At 75.0% G+C, this 6806-nt stretch carries 7 protein-coding genes; 2 read left to right on the top strand and 5 right to left on the bottom strand.

The genetic code is table 11. The annotated features are described in order from the left end of the window. Positions 1–112: 112 nt before the first annotated feature. Positions 113–637, bottom strand: coding sequence for a PH domain-containing protein (locus ACFVQ3_RS12125; RefSeq protein WP_387639160.1), 525 nt, complete (start codon positions 635–637; stop codon positions 113–115). Between the two features lie 48 nt (positions 638–685). Further along, a complete protein-coding gene (locus ACFVQ3_RS12130; protein WP_387639162.1) occupies positions 686–1306 on the bottom strand; it encodes a histidine phosphatase family protein in 621 nt (206 codons plus the stop codon). A gap of 217 nt (positions 1307–1523) precedes the next feature. On the opposite strand from ACFVQ3_RS12130, the gene ACFVQ3_RS12135 reads away from it, so the two are divergent. Continuing rightward, positions 1524–1718 (top strand): hypothetical protein, encoded by a 195-nt coding sequence (locus ACFVQ3_RS12135; RefSeq protein ID WP_387639165.1) that lies wholly within the window; start codon positions 1524–1526, stop codon positions 1716–1718. A gap of 9 nt (positions 1719–1727) precedes the next feature. Here ACFVQ3_RS12135 and ACFVQ3_RS12140 read toward each other — a convergent pair whose 3' ends face one another. Beyond that, positions 1728–2390, bottom strand: a complete 663-nt coding sequence (locus ACFVQ3_RS12140; RefSeq protein ID WP_387639167.1) for a GNAT family N-acetyltransferase — start codon at positions 2388–2390, stop codon at positions 1728–1730. 237 nt (positions 2391–2627) lie between these two features. Between ACFVQ3_RS12140 and ACFVQ3_RS12145 the strand changes: the two genes are divergently transcribed. Next, a complete protein-coding gene (locus ACFVQ3_RS12145; RefSeq protein ID WP_387639170.1) occupies positions 2628–3926 on the top strand; it encodes an ROK family protein in 1299 nt (432 codons plus the stop codon). Positions 3927–4277: 351 nt separating this feature from the next. Here the strand turns inward: ACFVQ3_RS12145 and ACFVQ3_RS12150 are convergent, their stop codons facing one another. Further along, positions 4278–4820 carry an ASCH domain-containing protein gene (locus ACFVQ3_RS12150; RefSeq protein ID WP_387639172.1) on the bottom strand — a complete coding sequence of 181 codons (543 nt, stop codon included), beginning with the start codon at positions 4818–4820 and terminating at the stop codon, positions 4278–4280. 82 nt (positions 4821–4902) lie between these two features. Further along, on the bottom strand, positions 4903–6756 hold the full coding sequence (locus ACFVQ3_RS12155; protein WP_387639175.1) for an FAD-dependent oxidoreductase: 1854 nt from the start codon (positions 6754–6756) through the stop codon (positions 4903–4905). Positions 6757–6806: the final 50 nt, after the last annotated feature.

The following is a 6806-nucleotide window of genomic DNA, read 5'->3' on the forward strand; positions in this document are numbered from 1 at the left end:
GGGGGGGGGGGGCCCCGCCGCGCGCCGCCCCCCCGCGCGGGGGGGGGGGCCCGGCGCCCCCCCCCGGGGGTGGCCCCCCCCCGACCACGCACTCAGCGACGGGCCGGGACGTTCAGGCGCGCCGCGGCTCGCTCGGGGGCCACTCGCCGTCGTCCGAGCCGTCGTCGGCCGCGAACAGCAGCTCGTGGAGCCGGACCTGGACCTCCTCGACGCGCGGGACGTCAGGCAGGGTCATGCCGGGCTTGGCCGTCGCGTCCGAGATGATGAGCGTCCCGCAGCCGAACATGCGGTCGATCAGGTCCTTCTCGTACGTGACGTCGTTGATGCGGTAGAGCGGGATGTCGCGGCCCGTGCGCGTGAGGATGCCCGTGCGCGTCGACAGGCGCTTGGTCGTCACGGTGTACTGGGTGGTCAGCCAGCGCAGGTGCGGCACGACGACCCACACGAACGCCGCGACCACGGCGACGCCGAGCGTCCCCCACAGGATCACGGGGTGCTCGGGGGAGAACCAGAGGATCGCCGTCGCCGCCGCGACGATCAGCACCAGGACGAGGATCGGCAGGAACAGGGCCTTGGGGTGGGTCCGCAGCTCCATGACGACGGTCTCGCCCTCGGCGAGGTTCTTGTTGACGCTCATGGGGAGCATCGTGCCACCCCGGGTGGGGGTCGTGGCACGGTGTCCAGGTCAGGCCGTCGGCAGGTTCCAGCCCTCGACGGTGCGCAGCCCGTGCCCGTGGCCGAGCAGGCTGACGCTCGCGGTGCCGAGCTCGAACCGTGCGGCGGTCGCGGGGCCCAGCTCCAGCCAGACGGCGGCGAGCACGCGCAGCAGGTGACCGTGCGCGACGAGCAGCACGTCGCCGCCGTCGCGCAGCACGGGGTCGACGCGCCGCACGACGCTCCGTGCCCGGTCGGCGACGTCGTCGAGCGTCTCGCCGCGCCGGGCGCCCGGCCCGCCGTCGGCGCTCGGCACGACGTGCACGCCGTCGCGGAAGATCAGCCAGTCGCGCCCGATCTCCCGGCTCACGTCGTCGGCCGTGCGGCCCTCGACGGGGCCGTAGTCCCACTCGGCGAGGTTCGGTTCGGGGACGGCGTCGGGGTAGCCGGCGAGCTCGGCGGTCCGCCGGGCGCGCAGGAGGGGGCTGCGCAGCACGAGGGCGAACGATCGCCCGGCGAGGAACGCCCCGGCGGCCCGCGCCTGCTCCTCGCCGTGCGGGGTCAGGGGGATGTCGCTCGTGCCGGTGTGCTGACCGGTCAGGCTCCACTCGGTCTCGCCGTGCCGCAGGAGCACGAGCTGGGGTTCGGGCATGGTGTCCTCCGGGGTCGGGGTGCTGTTCCGAGCATCCCCCAGGCCCGACGGCGGAGCACCCCCAGGGCGTCCGTCGCGCCTTGCGGCCGGGTCGTCCGGGGGTGCGACGGCCGCTGCCGGAGCACCTGCGGCAGCGGCTGCCCGGGGCTGGCCGGGAGCGACTGTGACGGAGTCGGGGGTCGTCCTGGAGCCTGTTCTGCCCCTAGGCTCGTCCGTCATGACCACCTACTCGATCCTGACGGCGACCGCTGCGCTGCGAGGCGAACCGTTCGAGGCCGAGACCGACGAGGCGGCGCTCGACGTCGTCCGGTCACGCAAGCGGAGCGGGAACCTGCCGCTCACCTCGTTCTCGTTGCAGGCCTCGGACGACCGCACGGTCGCGTCGTGGACGGGGTCGCACGAGGTCGTCTGACCCGCTGACCTACCCGGCGCGCAGGGCGTCCGACGCCTCCGGCCGTGAGACGTCCCGGGGGTCGAGCGTCGTCCCCAGGGTGAGCCCGTCGTCGTCGGGAGCGGAGAGGGGTTCGAAGCCGAGCCGGGAGTAGAACGCGATCGCGCCGTGGTTCGCGGCGCCGACGCCGAGGTGCAGGCCCGCGATGCCGAGGTCCTCGAGCAGGCCCCGGAGGTGTTCGATCATGCGTCGCCCCCAGCCGGTGCCCTGCGCCTCGGGGAGCAGGTCGATGTGCAGGTGCGCGGGGTGCGTGGCCGGCTCGGCGAGCCAGGGTCGCGGCGGCGCGGGGGTGCGGTCGTGGATCTGGCGGACGAGGCGCGCGTCGGGCGAGGTGTCGGCAGGGTCCGGCAGCGGGTACCGCTCGCGCAGGGGCGGCCACCACTCGTGCTCGAGCCACTCCTCGAAGGCCACGGTGTCGCGGCAGCCGATCACGTAGCCGACGACGCGGTCGTCGTCGGTGACGAGCACGGTCACGAGGGACGGGTCGTGGGCCGCGTAGGGGGCGGCGTAGATCTCGCCGAGCTGTCGCGGGTCGGCGTAGGCGGCGGTCGCGTCGCGGCCGTTGTCGCCGGTGCGCAGGCAGATGTCGTACAGCGCGTCCAGGTCGCGGGGCGCGTAGGGCCGGATTCTCACGGTGGTGCTGTTCCTCGGGTCCGGGGGTCGCCGGGCGCTGGTGGTCGCGTCGTCTGGCGAGACCTCGTGCGGGGCCGACGGGGGTGTGTACTGCCATTCAAGTTTACAGACGGTCACGGGCGCTGAACGCCGCGCGACCCGTGCCCCGGGGTGGTCCGTTCTCGATGCCGCCCAGGGTTTCGGGCACTCTTGAGCCCGAGCACCGCGGATGCCGGGGCCGGACAGGAGGACGACGCCGTGAGCACGGACAGCACCAGGAGGGTCGGCAACGCGACGGTCCTGCGCGCCCTCAACGACGGGGCCGCGCTCGAGGCGTTGTTCCGTCACGGACCTATGACGTCTGCGGGCCTCCAGGAGAGGCTGGGCCTGTCCAAGCCGGCGACAGCGACCCTCGTCGCGCGGCTCGAGGCCGCGGGCCTCGTCGAGCGCTCGGGGCACCGTGACGGCCGGCCTGGTCCGCGTGCCGTCGTCTGGACGCTGCGTGGTGCCTCCGGGTACGCGGCGGGTGTCGACGTGACGGTCGGCCAGGTCTCGGTCGTGGTCGCCGATCTCGCCGACAGGGTGCTCGGCAGGTCGGTGCGCACGGTCGTGTGGTCCGCCGACGAGCATCCGCCGGGCGAGCACCTCGACGTCGTCCGGGCCGTCGTCGACGAGGCCTGCGCACGGGCCGGGATCTCCCGCGCCGACCTCCTCCAGGTCGTCGTCGGCTTCCCCGGGTCGGTGGACCCCGCGACCGGACGCCTCGCGTACGCCCCGCACCTCGTGGTCTGGAACGACCAGGACGTCGAGGCGCAGCTCGCCGCGACGCTCGGTGTGGGGGTCGCGGTCGAGAACGACGTCAATCTCGTGGCGCTCGCCCAGCTCGCGCGCGAGGACCTGGCCGACGCCCGGGACGTGTTCGTGCTGTGGGTCGACCAGGGGGTGGGGGCCGCGACCCTGCTCGACCGGCGCATCCGCCGGGGTCGTCACGGTGGGGCGGGCGAGATCGACCGCGTCCCCGTCCCCGACCCGGCCCGTCGTGGTCGCGCGCCGGAGGGGCGGAGCACGGTCGCCGACCTCGTCCAGCTCGACGCCGTCGCGCGCCTCGCGCAGGCCTACCGCCTCGCGCCGTTCGACTCCGCGCCCCTCGACACGTTGCGGATCGACCCTGCCGGCGACGGTCGGGCGTCCGACGCCGCGCGCAGCCCGCAGGTCCGGGAGGCCGCGGCCGACGTGCTCGCGGCGGCGTCCCTCGACCCGTCGGGTGATGCGGAGGACTTCCTCGACGACCTCGCCCGGCGTCTCGCAGCGGTGCTGAGCATGGCGCTCGGGGTTCTCGACCCCGACGCCGTGGTGCTCGGCGGCGCGGTGGCCGCTGCGGGCGGGGAGGTCCTACGGGAACGTGTCGCCACGGTGCTGCGCACAGAGCACGGGGCGCCGACCGCGGTGCTCCTGTCGACCGCGCAGGGTGACGGCGTCGTCGAGGGGGCGCTCGCGGCGGCCCTCGACGAGACTAGGCGCCGCGTCTTCGGGGCGGGGAGCGTCACCGCGTCCTGACGGGCGGGCCAGCGACCGCGGGCCCTGCCCTGCCCCGTGGACCGAACGCCGCGAGATGCGGCCAACTGGGGTCTAGACCTCGGTGCGACCCCGCTTGGCCGCATCTCGCGGGACGGGCCGCGACCCGATGTGTCAGGCGACGCCGTCGACCCCCACGATCGACAGGAAGACCACGAGGGACCCGAGCAGCACGACGGCGACTCCCACCGAGATCAGCAGGACGGTGCGGGGACGGACGGACATGGGGCTCCTGCCGGGTCGGGGCCGCGCCGGTCGTCCGTGCGCGGTGAGGGAACCCGACCATCGTAGGCAGGGGCGGCCCCTCCCGGTGCCCTCCCGGTGCCGGTCCCGTCAGGCGTCGTCGCGCGGACCGTCGGCGAGAGCAGGGGGCCAGACCACCTGGAAGCGCTCGAGCACGATCTCGTCGTCCTCGGACCACTCCGCTCCCCGGGCGGCGCACGTGCGGATCCAGTACTTCGTGTGCTCGCGCCGCCAGCTCTCGAGCGACCGGTCGTCCTCGCCCTCGTCCCACGCGAAGGCGGCGTCCACGGAGGCGAACGTCCCGAGCCGCAGCTCGGTGCTGCGCAGGATCACGCGCGGGTGCCCGGCGCCGTCGCACGCGACCCAGTGCGACCCGACGCGCGGGAGGGCGTCGCCGCGCGCGGCGAACTCGGAGGCGAGCTCCGCCGTCGCGCGCTTGGCGCCGTGCGTGACCTCGTGCAGCAGGGCGTCGGAGAGCGCAGGGGAGTCGCCGAACCGCTCGACCGTGTACTCGTCGCACAGGGCGACCGCGTCCGGGTGCGCTGCAGCGTAGTCGGCCCAGAACGCGTCACCGGCGGGGGTGTCGACGGGCGGGAGGTCGGTGGGCGGGTGGGGAGCGCGGGCGTCGGTCATGACCCGATGGTCCCATCGGACGTCCTGCCCGGTGGAGACCTTTTCGACCGGGCAGGTCGGGGGCGGGGCGCCCCCGACCCGGTCAGGCGCCGATTGCCGCGAGGTCGTCGGCGCGGGCTACGCGGCGGGCGAGCGTCCCGTCGCGCCACGTGAGGTAGCCGCCGTCGAGGTTGCGCACGTCGTACCCGAGCTGGGTGAGCAGGCGCGCGGCGGTGTGCCCGCGCTGCCCCACCTGGCAGTGCACGACGACGGGTGCCCCGGCCGGGATCTCGGCCGCGGCCCGGTCGCGCAGCGCGTCGAGCGGGACGTTGAGCGCGGGCAGCGAGCCCGTGCCGTCAGGGCTGTCGACGCCCGCCACCTCGACCGTCCCGCGCGCGTGCTCGCCGGGCGTGCGGACGTCGACGACGGTCGCACCCTGGGCGACGAGGTCGTCGAGCTCGTGCCACTGGACGGTGCGGGTCTCGCCCGTGCGCAGGTTGTCGGCCACGTACCCGAGCATGTTGATGGGGTCCTTGGCCGAGCCGTACGCCGGGGCGTACGCGAGCTCGAGGTCGGCGAGCTCGGAGGCCGTGAGCCCGCCCGCGACGGCGGTGGCGACGACGTCGATGCGCTTGTCCACGCCGTCGTGCCCGACGCCCTGCGCACCCAGGATCAGGTCGGTCTCCGGGTCGACGAGCAGCTTGAGGGCCATCTGGGTCGCACCGGGGTAGTAGCCCGCGTGCTGGACGGGGTGGGTGTGGATCGCGCGGTAGGGGCGCCCCTCGGCCTGCAGGCGCTTCTCGTTGCGCCCGACGCTCGCCGCGGTGAGCCCGAAGACGCCGACGACGGACGTCCCCACCGACGGGCGCATGCCGTGGCGGCGCCCGAGGATCACGTCGGCCACGTGGCGTCCGTGCCGGTTGGCGAGGTTGGCGAGCGGGATGAGGGTGGTCGGCTCGTCGCCCGCCGCCCCGGGAGCGGAGCCGCTCGGTGCGAGGGCGTCGCGCTTGGTCGCGGCGTCGCCCACGGCGTAGACGTCGGGGACCGAGGTGCGCAGGTCCTGGTCGACGAGGATGCCGCCGCGGGGGCCGACCTGCGCCCCGGCGAGGACCGCGAGCTCGACGTCGGGACGGACGCCGATCGCGGCGACGACGAGGTCCGCCGGGACCGTGCCGCGGGGCGAGCCGTCGCCCGAGGACAGGTCGGCCGTGTCGGGGCCGAGCGCGCTGACCTGCGTCGAGGTGCGCACGCGCACGCCGTGGGCCTCGAGCTCCTGCTGGACGCGGATCGCCATCTCGGGGTCGAGGGGTGCGAGGACCTGGTCGGCGAGCTCGACGAGCGTGACGTCGAGGCCACGGTGGACGAGGTTCTCCGCGACCTCGACCCCGACGAACCCGCCGCCGATCACGACGGCCGAGCGGGCGGGGGCACCGTGGGGCGCGGTCCGGGGCGCCGGGGAGCCGGACGCGGCGTCGGTGCCCGGCAGCGCGTCGCCGCCCGCGAGGGCGCCGTCGGCTGCGCGGCACTCGATCGCGGCGACGATCCGGTCGACGTCGGCCACGTCGCGCAGGACGAGGGCTCGCTCCATGCCGGGGGCGGGCGGGACGACCGGGCGTGCTCCGGGGCTCAGCACGAGCCGGTCGTAGGTCTCGACGGTCTCCTCGCCCGTGGCGAGGTCGCGGACCGTGACGGTGTGCGCGTCGGCGTCGACGTTCGTGACGCGGTGGCGGACGCGGACGTCGATCCGGAAGCGGGCGGCGAGCGACTCGGGGGTCTGGAGGAGGAGCGCGTCGCGGTCCTCGATGACGCCTCCTGCGTAGTAGGGCAGGCCGCAGTTGGCGAACGAGACGTGGTCGCCGGCCTCGAGGACGAGGATCTGGGCGTCCTCCGACAGGCGGCGAAGACGGGTCGCCGCGGACATGCCTGCCGCGACGCCTCCGACGATGACGATCTTCATGCTTTTCCTCCTGGTGGTCGAGGTCGACTATACCCCCCGGGGTATAGTCG

This window comes from Oerskovia sp. NPDC057915, from assembly GCF_042887685.1.
GTDB lineage: Bacteria > Actinomycetota > Actinomycetes > Actinomycetales > Cellulomonadaceae > Oerskovia.

Coding starts and splice junctions, on each gene's coding strand:
- ACFVQ3_RS12150 (WP_387639172.1), bottom strand. CDS start 4,820: ATGACCGACGCCCGCGCTCCCCACCCGCCCACCGACCTCCCGCCCGTC.
- ACFVQ3_RS12155 (WP_387639175.1), bottom strand. CDS start 6,756: ATGAAGATCGTCATCGTCGGAGGCGTCGCGGCAGGCATGTCCGCGGCG.
- ACFVQ3_RS12125 (WP_387639160.1), bottom strand. CDS start 637: ATGAGCGTCAACAAGAACCTCGCCGAGGGCGAGACCGTCGTCATGGAG.
- ACFVQ3_RS12135 (WP_387639165.1), top strand. CDS start 1,524: ATGACCACCTACTCGATCCTGACGGCGACCGCTGCGCTGCGAGGCGAA.
- ACFVQ3_RS12130 (WP_387639162.1), bottom strand. CDS start 1,306: ATGCCCGAACCCCAGCTCGTGCTCCTGCGGCACGGCGAGACCGAGTGG.